Raw genomic sequence first — 14,374 nt, forward strand, 5'->3', positions numbered from 1 at the left:
ATATTATTCTATACTGCGTATAAGGAGGGAATGGGTATGCGTATCGGTGAAGGACGGATTACGGAAATTTTGAACAGCGGCCTGGCAAAAGTTCAGGTTCATAAAGATCATTTATATGTGGCTTGCAGCGCCTGCTTCGGTGCCGACCGCGTATATGTACAGGCCTATAATCCTATTGGTGCCCAGGAAGGACAGGATGTACGCTATGAAATTCCAGATCAGCACCTGATTATGAGCTCCTTTATGTGCTTCATTGTGCCCCTCATTCTGGTCATTATCGGCGGGATTCTGGGGTATCAGGCCGGTTCCAGCGTCATAGCTGCTGTCGTCGGTGTAGTCCTCGGCTTTGTCATCAGTTTGGGCATATGGAAATCTTACGGCGCCGCTCTGGGACGGCAAATGGACACGACAGCAACGATTACGGAAGTTATTATAGAGGAAGAAGAATAGGTAGTGAACAGGCAGGGGCCGAAGGGGATACTGCTGATAGATGAGAAGACTGGCAACAGCTGGTCTTCTTTTTTGTCTTTGGTCGTATATCCCTGTAAAGTAAAGCTGATATCGTCAATGAGATGAAGGATAAACAGAATCATGTTGAACCTGTCTGAAATGGATAAAGAATTGGGAATCAGGCCGGTTACATGGTATAATAGTAACGATACCCTGAGTATGTATACAGCCAATATAAGGAGGAACGATAGATGAGTGGATTACATGTAACGTTTTTAGCGCACAGCGGATTTGCTGTGGAAACGGCGACGAAAGTACTGGTATTTGATTATTTTAAAGATCCTGCCGGCGTGGTCAAAGCCTATGCAGCCAGAAATAAGAAAGTATGGTTCTTTGTGACCCACTGGCATGAAGATCATTTCAATCCGGCTATTGCTGATTTTGCCGGCCCGCAGACGCAGTATATTCTCAATGACGGCGTTCATCTGCAAGGTGTGCCGGCACCGCAGTGCCATGTTATGCACGTATATGACAGCCTTACGCTGGAAGATGCGCAGATTACGCAGTACGGCTCGACTGATGAAGGCGGATCGTTCTGGGTGGAAACGGACGGCTACGCTATCTTCCATGCCGGTGATTTGAACTGGTGGCACTGGCTGGGAGATACAGATGAAAATAATGCCGAAGCCAAGGCCAATATAGACCGGGAAATGAAGCATCTCGTCGGCAAGACGGCAGACCTGGCGTTCTTCCCTGTTGATGCCCGTCTGGAAGGGGCCCGGGAATGGGGCGTCATGCGGTTCCTGCAGGATGTGACTGTGCGCAGGTGCCTGGTTCCCATGCATTATTTCGGTGCGCCCTGGACGCCGTCGGCAGCATTTAAACAGAAGTACGGCAATGTGCCCCTGTGGATTCCGCAGCAAAATGGCGACGAAACGGATATAGACTGATACAAGACACTATGCTGACCATGTGGTCAGAGGAGGCGAAGTATGACTGAGTTACATACAGCGGGACTCGTGCGCCGCAGCCAGATTGCCAATTACATTTTGGCTGCGGCAGCGATTCTGTTGCTGCTGGCATATCCGTTTCAGGATTTCTTCTGGGGCGGACTGCTGACCCATCTGGCCGGCGCTGCCCTTATTGGCGGCCTGGCTGACTGGTATGCCGTGACGGCGCTGTTTCGCAAACCCCTGGGGATTTCTTTTAAAACGGCGCTTATTCCCAACAGTAAGGAACGGATTGCCGAAATGGCGCGGCACATGATTGAAAGCGAAATCCTGACAGTACCGAACATGTACAATGTGCTGAAACATCATCCCGTACTGGGGGCGACGCTGGACTATTTACACACGGAAAAGGGATTTCAGTCGGCTGAACGGGTATTTGGGCAGATTCTTAATACCTTTTTGTATACGGTCGATATGAATCTCGTCGTCAAGGCCTTTTCCGGCATTGGCGGCAAGGCCATTGAGAATATTGACCTGGCGCCGATTATGAGCCGGGCTATTAAGATAGGTCTGCGCGGTGAATCGGGCAAAGATTTTCTGGATTTCATGATTCTGAACCTGGAAATGATGATCAAGAGCGACACGATGAAGACCTATATTGGTCAGATTTATGAAGCATCTCTGCGCCAGTACAGCGAACGGAATATTTTCTTTGAATGGGCTATTAAAGCGGCCTTAAAGATGGATGTGTTCAGCCCGGACCACGTGGCGGCAACACTGCAGAAGAAGGCCCTGGCTGTGCTGGAAGAAGCGAAGGAGGAAAACTCGCCGCAGCGGAAAAAAGCGCTCAACTATCTGTGGAAGCAGACGGAACAAATCGAATTTAACGACGAATGGCGCGCCCGCATTGACAGCTATAAGAACCGCATGTACCAGAGTCTGGTTACGCGGCCTGATTCCAAGGAAGCATGGCAGCGCTATGTTCAGAATCCGGACCGGCAGAAGCGGGTTTGCACGGCAGCTGCCAAGTACGTCATCGGCAAGCTGGAAAGCTGGCGGCAAAGTCCCGACCAGATCGAGCAGATGAATCGCACGGCCCTGGCCTTTGCGGCGCGGGAACTGAAGCGCCTTCAGGTCTGGTTCGGCAAGACGGCAGAACGGGAAATCCTCAAATACGACGGCCAGTATCTGGCGCAGCAGCTGGAAAGCAGCGTCTGGTACGACCTGCAGATGATTCGCGTCAACGGGTCTCTTGTCGGTGCTGTCCTGGGCGCCGTCATTTATCTCCTCATGTACAGTGTGAAAGGGGGCGTGTAAGATGACCTATCGTCAGCGGGCCAATGCCATTCTGGCCTTGTCTTTCGTCTGCTTTGCCCTCATTTTCTGGTGGGGGTATACCCATGATGTGACGCTGTGGGAAGAGCTGCTGTTTTTCGTCATTCAGTCGGCCCTTATCGGCAGTATTGCCGACTGGTTTGCCGTAACGGCATTGTTTGACAAGCCACTGGGATTTCCGTATCATACGGAGCTGCTGTACCGAAACCGTACGCAGATTATCGACAGCATTACCCGCATTATTTCGGAAAAACTGCTCCAGCCCAAGATGTGGCAGGATAAACTGTATCAGATTTCCTTCATGGATAAATTCGTGGCCTGGCTCCGCGGCCCTGGAGGACGGAAAAAATTCCGTGCCCTCTTATATGAAGTGGCCCAGCGGGCCTACAGGCATGCACAGAATGGTGATACGCAGGACTCCATAGCCCGTCATATCCGGACGTATCTCAAGCGGCAGCCTTTGGTTTCGTTTTTCCAGGACCGTCTTATTTCCCTCCTGGAAGATCCGAACAGCAAGATGTTTAACGATGCTGTCGGCCTGGGCCGGGAGCTGGTCAACAGTGATGATTTTGATACGCTCCTGGAAGGGCTTATCAAGCAGTGGATGGAAGAATCGAAGCATTCGTCTGTATCCCTCATTACGATTAACAAATTTATCGGCGTCGTCGATACCCATAAAATTGCCAGGGACATTAAGAAAGGCATTGTGTCCTGGCTCGACCAGTGGGAACAGGCCGAAGGAGAAGACCGGGAATGGCTGTGCCGTAAATTTGAGCTGTTTCTGTATTCCATGAATGGTCAGCTGGCCTATGGCGTGCAGAACTGGCAGGATCAGTTTGTCGATTCCCTGCCTATTGAACAGTGGCTCAGTGCAACGCAGCGGTCGGCGAAAGACTACTTTACCCGGGGAGATGCGGGGAAAGAAGAACTGAAAGATCTGCTGGAAGCCCAGTTCCTTCACTACCTGGAATACTGCCGGTCTCATCCGGAAATTAAGGACTGGCTCGATGAACAGATTCGCCGGGCCTGCAACGTCATTCTGGAACATGAACACTCCCTCATTGCCGTCGCTGTCCGCGATGTGCTGACAGGGTTTGACAAACGGCGCTTCAATGCCTTCCTGGAAAGCAAAGTCGGCGAAGATTTGGCCTGGATTCGTATTAACGGCGCCCTCGTGGGCGGTTCTATTGGCTTTGTGGTCTTTGCCTTTCTGCGGCTGTTTTATGAACCTTTTGTCGTACCTTTCCTGCGCAGCCTGTTTTTATAGGGCTGTCGGTTCCCTGTCCTGTAATCGTATTTAAAATTACATGAAGAAAGGACTGCCCTGCCGTCGAGGACGTCTCTGCTGGTGAACAGCGAAGACGGTTCCTGACGTGTGGGACAGTCCCTTTTTTTATGGTATAATCAGAGATATTGCAGAAGAAAAGGAGACTCACAGTATGTCATATGGACGGATTACACCGGAAAATATTGCAGAATTACAGGGTATTGTCGGCGAGAAATACGTTTGGACCGATGTGGATAAATTGATTCCCTATGAGAAAGATGAAGGCGTGGAACGGGAGTATTTCCGCCGCCCTGATGCTGTCGTCCTGCCGGAAACGGTGGAACAGGTGGCGGAAGTCCTGAAACTGGCCAATCGGGAACGGATTCCCGTCGTGCCCCGCGGCGCCGGGACAGGCCTGGAATTTGGCGCTGTCGTCAACGAGTACGGCGGCATCGTTCTCAGCACGGAACGGATGAACCGCATTTTGGAGCTGAATGCCGACGCTATGTACATGGTCGTCGAACCAGGGGTCATTACGGCAGAGCTGCAGAAAGAAGCAAAAGCCCAGGGACTTTTGTATGCCGGCGATCCCTGCAGCGGCGACAGCTGCTTTATTGGCGGCAATGCAGCGACGAATGCCGGCGGCAACCGGGCCGTCAAATACGGTACGACGCGGGATCAGATTTACAGCATCGAAGTAGTCACGCCGACCGGGGAGATTGCTCATTTTGGCGGGCGCCTGAAGAAAACGGCATCTGGCTATCCACTGGAAGACATTATTATTGGCTCCGAAGGGACACTGGGGATTATTACGAAGCTGACCTTGAAGCTCGTGCCCCTGCCGAAATATACTGCCGATATTCTGGCTGTCTTCCCGACTGTCGATCAGGCTCTGTCTCTGGTGACGGCTCTGCCCAGAGCGGGTATTCAGGCGACATGTCTGGAATGTATGGATAACGACGTCATCCGCGTCGTCGAAGCCTATTTGGACGAAAAGCAGCCCTATGCTGATGAAGGGGGCAATTACATGATTATCCAGCTCGACGGCAAGAGCGAAGACGATCTGGATGATATATGCATTGCCGTTGATGACATATGTCGGGCCCAGGGAGCGCTGGAAGTATTCGTAGCCGATGCGGCCAAGGTTTGGAATGCCCGCAAGGCCTTTACGGAAGCGTCGGCAGCCGAATGCCCCGTGGCGGCTATGGAAGATTTCGTCGTTCCGCCGGACCGGCTGGCAGATTTGCTGGATCAGCTGGCAGTCATTGGCAAGAACGTGGGCGTGTGCTTCCGCGGCGTCAGCCATGCCGGTGACGGCAACCTCCATCTGGACGTGCTGCGGCGAGGCTTTGCGCCAGATGAAGAAGAGGCGAAGATTGCAGCTTTTGAAGACGCAGCCTGTGCAGCCGTGTATGGCCTGGGCGGCGCTGTATCGGGCGAGCACGGCATTGGTCAGAAGCGAAAGGCCCTGCTGGCCAAATATGCCGATCCTGTTGCCCTGGAGCTGATGAAAGCCGTGAAGAAAGCCTTTGATCCCAATCTGATTTTAAATCCCGGCAAGATTTTTGATATATAAGGGTCAGTGCGATTCCGGCAGGACTCCTTCGCCGTGAAAGGACGGGATGAAGTCACTGCTGGCTGAGTCTTTTTCCTGAACGAAGCCGTCTTCAATACCGCTGTCAAAGAGGTACTGCTCGGCTTCGTCGTATTCAGCGTCTGTCAGGGGGCGGTTGATTTCCGGATAGTCCGCAGCCTGACCGCAGGGGACATACTGCCGCATCAAACTGAATAGTACCTGGCCGTCATCGAAGTGGTTCCGTACCCAGTCGATGACGGCTTTTGTATTGTCCAGACAGCCCGGCAGGATGAGGTGGCGAATGACGACGCCTTTCTGCAGGATGCCCTGGTCGTCCAGTTCATAAGGGCCGACCTGGTCGTACATGCGGAGAATGGCCCGGGCAGCGACGTCGGGGTAGTCGGCGGCGCCGCTGTACCGTTGGGACAGGGAGGCGTCGCAGTACTTGAAGTCAGGCAGGTAAATCTGGATTTTGCCGGCCAGGCGGTCAATCGTTTCAGTTGATTCATAGCCGCCGCAGTTGTATACGACCGGTACGGGCAGGGGTGCCTCCAGGCTTTCCAAAATGGCCTGCGTATAGGGTGTCGGCGTGACAAGGTTGATATTGTGAGCTCCCTGGCTGATGAGCTCGCCGTAGATGCGGCGCAGACGGGCTACGGTAATGGGAATGCCTGCGCTGCCAGTGGTGCTGATGACGGCGTTCTGGCAGAAGCAGCAGCGCAGGTTGCAGCTCGTAAAGAATACAGCACCGGAGCCGCGGCTGCCGCTGATGCACGGTTCTTCCCAGAAATGCAGGGCCGCCCGGGCGACGACAGGCTGCAGCGACGTATGGCAGTAGCCCGGCATGGGGACATCTGGCGTATAGGTTTCACTGCGTACGACACCGCAGTGACGGGGACAGTCAGTACAACAATATGGGGTGGACATGATGTATTTCTCCTTTATATTTGCAGAATCATTGCTGTTTATTATACCACATACGCTGCCTGTTGAGGATAAACCGTCCATGCCAGACGATAGTACGGTAACGCAAAACAGGCACATACATCGCGTCTGTGACAGCGTGTATATGCCTGATGCAGTGAATTAGTCTTTGTCTTCCTTCGTGTGGAGCCAGGGCATCATGTCCCGCAGCTTGGCGCCGACCTGTTCGATGGGATGTTCGGCGTGCTGACGGCGCATGGCCAGGAAATGAGCCCGGCCGCCGGCTTTGTTTTCCAGGAGCCAGTCTTTGGCAAAGGTGCCGTCCTGAATATTGCTCAGTACTTTCTTCATAGCTGCCTTGCTGTCCTGGGTGACGACTTCCGGGCCTGCCGTGTAGTCGCCGTATTCTGCCGTGTCGCTAATAGATTTGCGCATCTTTGCCATGCCGCCTTCATACATGAGGTCGACAATGAGCTTCATTTCGTGGAATGTTTCGAAGTAGGCGATTTCCGGCTGGTATCCGGCTTCGCACAGCGTTTCAAAGCCGTTGGTAATGAGCTGGCAGATGCCGCCGCACAGAACAGCCTGTTCACCGAACAGGTCCGTTTCCGTTTCTTCCTGGAACGTCGTCTGAATGACGCCGGCCCGGGCGCCGCCAATACCGCGGGCATAGGCCAGGGCAATGTCAAAGCATTTGCCTGTCGCATCCTGTTCGACAGCGAATACATCGGGGACGCCGCCGCCTTCGACGAAGGTACGGCGAACGAGATGGCCCGGTCCTTTCGGAGCGACCATGAAGACGTCTACATCGGCTGGCGGCACGATCTGTTTGAAGTGAATATTGAAGCCATGGGCAAAGGCCAGGGCACTGCCGGCTTTCAGGTTGGGGGCAATTTCGCTTTTATACACGTCAGCCTGTTTTTCATCAGGAATGAGGATCATCGTAATATCTGCTTCTTTGACAGCGTCAGCTACGGATTTGACATCCAGGCCGGCCTTGCGGGCCGTTTCAGCCGATTTGCTGCCTTCATACAGGCCAATGACGACGTCGACGCCGCTTTCCTTCAGGTTCAGGGCATGGGCATGGCCCTGGCTGCCGTAGCCGATAATGGCAACTTTCTTGCCGTTCATAACATCCCAGTTTACATCTTGTTCATAAAATACCTTTGCCATGTCAGTCTCTCCTTTTTCTTCGTACACATAAAAAATCCGTCCCTCAAAAAGAGGGACGGATATAAGATTCCGCGATACCACCCTGCTTCCCGGCGCATTACTGCTGCCGGACGCTCTCTAGCGTACAATCATACGCACTTTCTGTAACGGGAAAGACCCGTCGGCACTTACTGGAATTCAGCACCGCTCGTCAGGGAGGAGTTTCATCTGCCTGCGATTCCGGCTCGCACCAACCGCCGGTTCTCTGCATATCGCCGTACAGACTACTGGTTCCCGTCATACGATGTAGGATATGGCTTTATCGCTTTCTGCTTCAAAGCTTGAGCATATTGTACGAGATTGGCTGAGAGTTGTCAATATATTTTCGTAAATAATTTTAAGAAAAGCACAAGTTAAACGTTAAACAGTTAAGTATTACGTTTAATCTCACTGGCCTGAAACGACATGGCTACTCAGCCGATCCGGTAGGAAGCTGCCAGAGCCTGAATATCATCCTCTGTTACAGGCGGCAGGTCGCTGTGCATGAGTTCTTCAATGGCTTTGGTATCGACGACCCAGCGGGAAAAGGCCAGGTCCTGCAGATGCTGTTTCATGTACGCTGCTGTTGCCTGAGCGGCCTTGCTGTACGGCAGGCTCTGGACGACGTAGCGGAAGTTGGTGCGCAGTACCGCCTGCATAGGCTGTTTCCATACGTCTTCAATGTCCAGAGTATAGTCACATTCGTGGTAGCCGTTGGAAATGGCTTCGCGGCCAATGTCTTCCGTATTTTTCTGGCCCATGTCGAGAAGCAGGTAGTTGTGGAGAAGCTCATGTTCCCACTTATCCCGCAGCGCGTCCCGTTCAGGCAGGATCTGACAGGGATCATCCCGGTACAGGCGGAGCAGATCGAGGAGAAAGCGGAGACGGTGGCGCTTAAAGGTAAAGGCTTCTGCTTTCAGGAAAATGTTCCGCAGCAGGATATACTGATCTGTTTCCTGACGGAAATCGGCGTCAAAATAGCTGAGCGGCGTCTCCTTTGTAATATAGCGCACCAGGGACTGTTCCAGTGAAACCAGCCGAAGGCCTGCGTTTCGGCGTGCTTGTGGGTCGGCCTGTACGTCCAGGCGCTTCCGGTTCAGGCGGTCCATATAATTCAGGCATCCTGCTGTGACGGCCAGGGCACTGAAAGGGCCGTTGTCTTTCTGATGGGAAAAAATTTCTTCTTTATCTGCTGAAGATAATATTGTAGTAGTCATATGCCATTACTCCTGACTGTACGGTGCCTGAAGAGCGTCTTTATTCTGGATGCTGGCGGCAGCGTCTTTGAAATACTCTTTAAAGGACTGGACCCATATGCGTGTCGGGTGGGACAAATAGCCTTTGCTCTTCCAGATGAGCGCCAGTGTCCAGTAAATGTGAGGATCACTCAGGGGGACGGAAACGGCCGATTCCTGGGGGATGCGGCGGCAGATGCTCTGGGGCATGAGAGAAATGCCCAGGCGGCTGGCGACCATCTGGGCCAGAAAGTCCCAGTTACTGGAGCTGCAGACGATCTTCGGATGGGACATAATGGACTGGTAGAACGAGCGCAGATAGGGATTGAGGGCGAAGGCTTTGGTATAAAAGACCAGAGATTCGTCTTTAATATCCTGCAAGGTCAGGTCCTGGCGGCTGGCCAGGGGATGATCAGGCCACAGGACGACTTCCAGCGGTTCTTCGTGGAAAATGAAGAATTCATAGGGAATATCTGTCGTAATGGGCAGGGCAACGAAACCGGCCTGAATGAGGCCGTCGTCAATAGCGGAAATGACTTCCAGAGAGCCTACTTCTTTCATTTCCAGATCGATGCGCGGATAGGAATTGATAAAACTGGCAATAAACGGGGAAATTACTGATGAGCCGACCATGGGCGGCACGCCAATAGCCAGCTTGCCGGCGTTGAGCAGCTGGGGCGACTCCATTTCTTCGTTGAGCCGCGTAAAGTCTTTCATAATATCTTCGATTTTAGGCAGTAAATAGGCGCCCATTTCCGTAAGCTCAATGTTTTTTCCCTTGCGGTCGAACAGGCGGACATTCCAATGGTCTTCCAACGCTTTGATTCCCTTGCTGATAGATGGCTGGCTAATATGGAGGGCCTTGGAGGCTTTAGTAAAACTCTTTTTATGTGCTACTTCAATAAAGTAAGTAAGTTGGAACAAATCCATGACAATGTATCACCTCGCGTTAATAGTCTAATCATACCATATTTACTTGCATAGTAGAATATTATCTGCCTGAAGAGATGGTTTTTTTAGCAGAATTTCACATTGTCCTGTCAGTCCTGTCTATGTTGGATTGGCAAAAGGTTGTATAATAGGGATATACATACGAAGAGAGGAGAATGATAGTGGCTGTACGTTGGATTATGCATGTCGATATGGACGCATTTTATGCTTCTGTCGAACAGCGGGACAATCCGGCTCTGCAGGGCGTGCCGGTCATCGTCGGCGGCCTCATGAACCGGGGCGTCGTGGCGACGGCATCGTATGAAGCGCGGAAGTTCGGCGTCCACTCGGCAATGAGTATGAAAATGGCCCGCCGCCTGTGTCCTAATGGCGTATTTCTGCCAGTGCGCATGTCCTATTACCGGCGGATTTCTCACCAAATACGGCTTATTTTATCGCGGTATTCCCCTTTTATTGAGCCCCTGGCCCTGGATGAAGCCTTTCTGGATGTATCCGGCATGGAACGGATGTATTCTCCGGTCATTGAGATCGCAAAGGCTGTAAAAGAAGATATACGGCGAAAGACAGGGCTCATCGCCTCGGCCGGCATTGGCCCTAACAAATTCCTGGCCAAGTTGGCTTCGGACCTGCAGAAGCCAGATGGGCTCATGTGGATTGAGTATGGCCAGGAACGGGAGGTGCTGCAGCCCTTGCCGGTGAGCCGGCTGTGGGGCGTCGGCAAGGTGACGGAAGAAGCGCTGCGCCATGCCGGATTTCATACTATCGGTGACGTCGCTGTAGCAGGCATGGAAGCCCTGATTCCCGTCGTCGGTAACCAGGCGCACCGCCTGTATGACCTGTCTCTGGGCCGGGACAACCGGCCGCTGGAAGTAAGCCGCCGGCCCAAATCCGTCGGTGGTGAGCATACGTATGCTCACGATTTGCTGACAGAGGCGGAAGTGGATGAACAGCTCCGCCTCCTGGCCAATGAAGTGTCGTGGCGGCTCAGGCAGAATCATCTCATGGGCCGGACAATTACGCTTAAACTGCGGTTTGCTTCGTTTCAGACCCTGACCCGTTCGCTCACACTGGACACGATGGGGACGAATTCGGAAGATCAGCTGTATTTCATGGCCAAGCGCCTGTACCATAAATGCCGTTCCCGCGACCCCATCCGTCTGCTGGGACTGTCAGTCAGTCAGCTTCAGACCCATCAGGTACAGGGCGATTTATTTTCAGAAGATGAAGAAACGAAGGAAAAAGTAGCCGAAGCAATCGACAAGCTGCAGCAGCGCTTTGGACGACAGGCTATTATGAAAGGCTTTTTATGGGAAATGTCCCACGAAAAAGAATAAAAAATGAGTATAAAGGGAGTAGATGAATTATGGCAGTATTTACGGTGGCAGCACATACAGGAACGAATTGCAATGGCTATATCGCTTATAATACGGATACGAAAGACCTGTCCGTATGCCTTCACGATGATGAAATAAATGAAAAAGTCAGACAGTATTTGACGGTAGAACAGGCTATGCACCGGTTTGTGTCGCTGTCGCAGTACGAAGTAGTCAGTGCCGTGCCGACATCGAGTGTGGAAACGCTGAAACTGGCACTGTGCTATATCTGGCTGGCTCTGGGTGTGCACATCGACTGGAGCCGTCCCGTAGAGGTATAAAGCCATATCTGGCTGGTTATCCACAAGGTATCCACAATTTTGTGGATAACCTGTGGCCAGAATGTGTATATGATGTAAAAAAGGCGTAAATACGCCATGCATGGATGTGTATATATTGAAGTGCCACAGTGTGTGTTTGTGGATAAGTAGAAGCAAAATCAGCAAAACAGGTGTTCGATACGTGCTGAAAATGGCGTAAATACCGCATTTATATGAAATGTGGATAGTGCATAAACCATGTGTATAAATGATAGAAAAATGTGGATAACTTAAAATGCGTATTTGTCCACAGGCAGGTACTGACAGTCCTGCTCCAACATACATCCAGGTTAGGATGACAGAGGTGATAGAGACAGATGAAAGCAATTATTGACGGGTTACTGGTCCTGCCCCACGAAATCGTAACAGGTCAGGTACTGATGTACGAAAAGGATATTTGGAAAATCGTGCCGCGCCGTCAGTTCCGGGCCGGCATGTGCACGGAGCTGATCGATGCCAATGGCGGGTTTGTCGTGCCGGGATTTATTAACGAGCACATTCACGGCTGTGCCGGCGCTGATACGATGGATGATGACGATCAGGCTCTGGCAGCTATGCAGAAGGCTCTGCCGGCAACGGGCGTGACATCTTTCGTGCCGACGACAATGACGGCAGCCCGTCCGGCTGTCGAAAAAGCACTGGAACGGATCCGGACGGCCATGGCAGCTGACCGGGAAGGGGCACAGATTCTCGGCGCTCACATGGAAGGGCCCTTCATCAGTGCCGACTATAAAGGCGCCCAGGACAGCACGTATATTGAAAAGGCAGATTTTTCCTGGATTGCGCCGTATGCCGATACTGTCAAGATCGTTACGCTGGCGCCGGAAACGCTGCAGTCCAGTCGGTTTCTGGAAGAATGCAGCCGTCATGGCATTGTCGTATCTTTTGGACACAGCGGCGCGACCTATGAACAGGCTGTGGAAGCATCTCAGCTGTGTTCTGTCTGTCATGCCACCCATGTGTACAACGCCATGGGACCCTTTCATCACCGTCATCCCGGCCTTATCGGCGCGGCCCTGGCCAATCCGGATATTCACTGCGAACTGCTCTGCGATGATATCCACGTCCATCCGGGAGCGCAGAAGGTTCTGTATCAGGCCAAAGGCCGGGACGGCATTATTCTGGTGACCGATTCCATGCGGGCCTGTCTGCTGCCAGACGGCGAATCGGAATTAGGCGGACAGAAAGTATTTGTACAGAACGGGCAGGCCCGGCTGGCCGACGGCACGCTGGCCGGCAGTACGGCAGCCATGAACGACGTGATCTATCATTTCCTGGTCAATACAGGCGCATCTCTGCCTGATGCCGTTGCCATGGCGACGATCAATCCGGCCAAGGATCTGGGCGTATACGACCGCCTGGGATCACTGGAAGAAGGCAAGCAGGCTGATATGGTCGTCCTGGACAGCACGGATTTTCACGTCAAGCAGACCGTCATTGCCGGCAGCCTGGTATATAACGAAGACGATAATCGTGCGAACTAGCCGGGAATCATTGGCGGCTATGCCATTGATATGCATAAAAGATATACATGACATGATATAACTATGCCGTCAGTTTATGGCAAATGCGTTGACAACAGGAAGAAATATTGTAGAATAGGACTAACGTAAGGAGGCAGCATACGGCCTGAAAGGGGATGAATGAGATGGTAAGCATACTGTGCAGTGTCGTATTGGGAGCTGTTTTTGTATATGTCGGCCAGGGGCTGGTTCGCACTGTCTCTTCGTTCCTGGACGAACGGTGTGCAGCTGAAACAGAACACTATAAGGAAGTGCCGCAGCGGTATCGATAGGCTGCACGCACAGATGAAAAAATCGTATTCCTGCCGAAAAGGGATACGATTTTTATTTATGTCTTCCAAAGGCGGTGTATGGAGTGGAAATCAGTCTTATTTTACTGCAGGAAATTTTCAAACTGTTCCTCATCATGGTTATGGGCTTTGTCCTCATCCGGACAGGGAAGCTGAAAGCATCGGACGGCCGGGCTCTGTCCATTTTGCTGGTTTATCTTATTTTGCCCTGTGTCATCATTCATTCTTTCCAGATCGAGGCAGAAGATCAGGTCAAAACAGGGCTGCTCTTTGCCCTGGGCGCGTCTGTTGCCGTTCACGTCATCTTTATTATCCTTACGGCCCTGCTGCGTCCGGCGCTGCGGCTGAAAGCCATCGAACAGGCTTCGCTCATTTATACCAATGCAGGTATTCTCGTCTTTCCCCTGATTATTGCGCTGCTGGGGACACAGTACGTCATCTATCCCTGTACGTATATGGTGGTCCAGCTGACGCTGCTGTGGACCCATGGCAGCCATTTGCTGTGTGAACAGGGGGAAGTACACTTTAAGAATATTATTGGCAACATTAATATTTTGGCTATTATTGCTGGTGCAGTCCTGTTTATATTTCAGATCAAAATTCCGCCCCTGCTGGATCAGACCATGAACAGCGTAGGCATGATGATTGGTCCTGTAGGCATGCTCATTACAGGCATGGCCATTGCTGACTGCAACTTGAAGGAAATCTTCTGTAAGCTCCATAACTACCTGCCTGTACTGCTGCGCCTCGTAGCCTATCCCTTTCTGCTGGTAGCTATCTTTGCCGGACTCCATATGGCCTCGTTTATTGACGATGGCAAAGCCGTTCTCATGACGATCTTCATTGCGTCTATCACACCGACGGCGGCAGTTGTCACGTCCATGGCCGAACTGTACGATCAGGATCCGACGTATTCGGCAGAATTGTGTGTCCTGTCTACGGTCCTGTCTATTGGCACCATGCCGGCTCTGGTATTTGTATTCCAATAT

The 14,374-nt window shown here is 52.1% G+C and carries 14 protein-coding genes and 1 other annotated feature; of the genes, 10 read left to right on the plus strand and 4 right to left on the minus strand.

The window, feature by feature from the left end; genetic code table 11:
• Positions 1–36: 36 nt before the first annotated feature.
• The 5 genes from Q3886_RS03360 (at position 37) to Q3886_RS03380 (ending at position 5,578) form a co-directional block, all read left to right on the plus strand.
• Positions 37–450 (plus strand): SoxR reducing system RseC family protein, encoded by a 414-nt coding sequence (locus Q3886_RS03360; protein WP_301859753.1) that lies wholly within the window; start codon positions 37–39, stop codon positions 448–450.
• A 251-nt stretch (positions 451–701) separates the two neighbouring features.
• The gene (locus Q3886_RS03365) at positions 702–1,400 is read left to right on the plus strand and encodes an MBL fold metallo-hydrolase (protein WP_301859754.1); all 699 of its coding nucleotides are present in this window, start codon (positions 702–704) and stop codon (positions 1,398–1,400) included.
• Positions 1,401–1,442: 42 nt separating this feature from the next.
• A complete protein-coding gene (locus Q3886_RS03370) occupies positions 1,443–2,717 on the plus strand; it encodes a DUF445 domain-containing protein (RefSeq protein WP_301859755.1) in 1,275 nt (424 codons plus the stop codon).
• 1 nt (position 2,718) lies between these two features.
• The gene (locus Q3886_RS03375) at positions 2,719–4,002 is read left to right on the plus strand and encodes a DUF445 domain-containing protein (protein ID WP_301859756.1); all 1,284 of its coding nucleotides are present in this window, start codon (positions 2,719–2,721) and stop codon (positions 4,000–4,002) included.
• A 172-nt stretch (positions 4,003–4,174) separates the two neighbouring features.
• Positions 4,175–5,578 (plus strand): FAD-binding oxidoreductase, encoded by a 1,404-nt coding sequence (locus Q3886_RS03380; RefSeq protein ID WP_301859757.1) that lies wholly within the window; start codon positions 4,175–4,177, stop codon positions 5,576–5,578.
• A gap of 3 nt (positions 5,579–5,581) precedes the next feature.
• On the opposite strand, the gene Q3886_RS03385 is transcribed toward Q3886_RS03380, so the two are convergent.
• The 4 genes from Q3886_RS03385 to Q3886_RS03400 form a co-directional block, all read right to left on the minus strand.
• Positions 5,582–6,505, minus strand: a complete 924-nt coding sequence (locus Q3886_RS03385; protein ID WP_301859758.1) for a radical SAM protein — start codon at positions 6,503–6,505, stop codon at positions 5,582–5,584.
• 159 nt (positions 6,506–6,664) lie between these two features.
• Positions 6,665–7,675, minus strand: a complete 1,011-nt coding sequence (gene ilvC, locus Q3886_RS03390; RefSeq protein WP_301859759.1) for a ketol-acid reductoisomerase — start codon at positions 7,673–7,675, stop codon at positions 6,665–6,667.
• Positions 7,676–7,723: 48 nt separating this feature from the next.
• Positions 7,724–7,964: a binding site (T-box leader), on the minus strand.
• A 163-nt stretch (positions 7,965–8,127) separates the two neighbouring features.
• On the minus strand, positions 8,128–8,910 hold the full coding sequence (locus tag Q3886_RS03395; RefSeq protein ID WP_301859760.1) for a hypothetical protein: 783 nt from the start codon (positions 8,908–8,910) through the stop codon (positions 8,128–8,130).
• A gap of 6 nt (positions 8,911–8,916) precedes the next feature.
• A complete protein-coding gene (locus tag Q3886_RS03400) occupies positions 8,917–9,858 on the minus strand; it encodes a LysR family transcriptional regulator (RefSeq protein ID WP_301859761.1) in 942 nt (313 codons plus the stop codon).
• Between the two features lie 182 nt (positions 9,859–10,040).
• Here Q3886_RS03400 and Q3886_RS03405 point away from each other — a divergent pair, with 182 nt between their 5' ends.
• The 5 genes from Q3886_RS03405 to Q3886_RS03425 form a co-directional block, all read left to right on the plus strand.
• Positions 10,041–11,213 (plus strand): DNA polymerase IV, encoded by a 1,173-nt coding sequence (locus Q3886_RS03405; protein WP_301859762.1) that lies wholly within the window; start codon positions 10,041–10,043, stop codon positions 11,211–11,213.
• A gap of 29 nt (positions 11,214–11,242) precedes the next feature.
• Positions 11,243–11,533 carry a hypothetical protein gene (locus Q3886_RS03410; RefSeq protein WP_301859763.1) on the plus strand — a complete coding sequence of 97 codons (291 nt, stop codon included), beginning with the start codon at positions 11,243–11,245 and terminating at the stop codon, positions 11,531–11,533.
• A 356-nt stretch (positions 11,534–11,889) separates the two neighbouring features.
• On the plus strand, positions 11,890–13,056 hold the full coding sequence (gene nagA / locus Q3886_RS03415; protein WP_301859764.1) for an N-acetylglucosamine-6-phosphate deacetylase: 1,167 nt from the start codon (positions 11,890–11,892) through the stop codon (positions 13,054–13,056).
• A 155-nt stretch (positions 13,057–13,211) separates the two neighbouring features.
• Positions 13,212–13,367: a hypothetical protein gene (locus tag Q3886_RS03420; RefSeq protein WP_301859765.1), complete on the plus strand. Its 156-nt coding sequence runs from the start codon at positions 13,212–13,214 to the stop codon at positions 13,365–13,367.
• An 83-nt stretch (positions 13,368–13,450) separates the two neighbouring features.
• Positions 13,451–14,374: AEC family transporter (locus Q3886_RS03425; RefSeq protein WP_301859766.1), on the plus strand; the 924-nt coding region annotated here is incomplete at its 3' end.

It is taken from the genome of uncultured Megasphaera sp. (assembly GCF_958350005.1).
Lineage (GTDB): Bacteria > Bacillota > Negativicutes > Veillonellales > Megasphaeraceae > Megasphaera.

Bases quoted from the DNA above. Each gene is read 5' to 3' on its own strand.
- Q3886_RS03360 (WP_301859753.1), top strand. From the start codon at position 37: ATGCGTATCGGTGAAGGACGGATTACGGAAATTTTGAACAGCGGCCTG.
- Q3886_RS03370 (WP_301859755.1), top strand. From the start codon at position 1,443: ATGACTGAGTTACATACAGCGGGACTCGTGCGCCGCAGCCAGATTGCC.
- Q3886_RS03420 (WP_301859765.1), top strand. From the start codon at position 13,212: ATGAATGAGATGGTAAGCATACTGTGCAGTGTCGTATTGGGAGCTGTT.
- Q3886_RS03375 (WP_301859756.1), top strand. From the start codon at position 2,719: ATGACCTATCGTCAGCGGGCCAATGCCATTCTGGCCTTGTCTTTCGTC.
- Q3886_RS03410 (WP_301859763.1), top strand. From the start codon at position 11,243: ATGGCAGTATTTACGGTGGCAGCACATACAGGAACGAATTGCAATGGC.
- Q3886_RS03365 (WP_301859754.1), top strand. From the start codon at position 702: ATGAGTGGATTACATGTAACGTTTTTAGCGCACAGCGGATTTGCTGTG.
- Q3886_RS03385 (WP_301859758.1), bottom strand. From the start codon at position 6,505: ATGTCCACCCCATATTGTTGTACTGACTGTCCCCGTCACTGCGGTGTC.
- Q3886_RS03400 (WP_301859761.1), bottom strand. From the start codon at position 9,858: ATGGATTTGTTCCAACTTACTTACTTTATTGAAGTAGCACATAAAAAG.
- ilvC (WP_301859759.1), bottom strand. From the start codon at position 7,675: ATGGCAAAGGTATTTTATGAACAAGATGTAAACTGGGATGTTATGAAC.
- nagA (WP_301859764.1), top strand. From the start codon at position 11,890: ATGAAAGCAATTATTGACGGGTTACTGGTCCTGCCCCACGAAATCGTA.
- Q3886_RS03380 (WP_301859757.1), top strand. From the start codon at position 4,175: ATGTCATATGGACGGATTACACCGGAAAATATTGCAGAATTACAGGGT.
- Q3886_RS03395 (WP_301859760.1), bottom strand. From the start codon at position 8,910: ATGACTACTACAATATTATCTTCAGCAGATAAAGAAGAAATTTTTTCC.